Annotated in this window: 1 protein-coding gene; it reads left to right on the forward strand. The window is 49.3% G+C overall.

Translation table 11 applies throughout. The features are described 5' to 3' along the window. Window positions 1–805 (forward strand): nicotinate-nucleotide--dimethylbenzimidazole phosphoribosyltransferase (gene cobT, locus A3729_RS04185; protein WP_068633239.1); only part of this gene is annotated, 805 nt, incomplete at both ends.

An 805-nucleotide genomic window follows, 5' to 3' on the forward strand; every position in this document is an offset into this window, starting at 1 on the left:
CCAGCTGGAATCGCTAGCAATCAAATTTGCTGGCTTACAAGGCAAGGAAGTACCCACTATAGACAAGATCATGATCCGTATTTTTGCTGCAGACCACGGTGTTGTTGATGAAGGTGTTTCGGCCTTCCCTCAAATCGTGACAGGTGAGATGGTAAAAAACTTTGCCGCTGGCGGTGCCGCGATTACCGTATTAGCTCGCCAATTGAATGCTGATTTCGGCGTAATTAACCTAGGCACAGTCAATGAACTCGCTCCCTTAGATAGCGTGACTGACCAGCGTATTACTGCCGGCACCGCGAACTTCTGCCAGCAAAGCGCGATGAGCGAGGAACAACTAAGCCAAGCACTAGAAGCCGGGGCTCAATCAGCATCACAAGCAAAAGAGTTGGGTATCGAGCTGTTTATTGGTGGTGAGATGGGCATAGGTAATACCACCAGCGCTTCCGCTTTAACAGCAGGCTTGACTGACTTACCTGTGGAGCAGCTCATCGGAAGAGGAACGGGTATTGATGACGAAGGTATCCAGCGAAAGCTCAAGGCTGTACAACAAGGCTTAGACCTTCACAAAACCAGTGATACGACAGCAAGCGAACTATTGGCCAAGCTTGGCGGCTTTGAAATTGCCGGACTGGTTGGCGCCTATATTCGCTGCGCTCAACTGGGTATTAGCGTTTTGGTAGACGGTTTTATCAGCTCGGCAGCAGCCTTAGTAGCAACGCGAATTAACCCCTCTATTCGTCCCTGGTTGTTTTTCTCTCACTGTTCAGAAGAAGCCGGTCATAAACACCTATTGCAAACACTTGAA

The organism is Oleiphilus sp. HI0043, assembly GCF_001634935.1.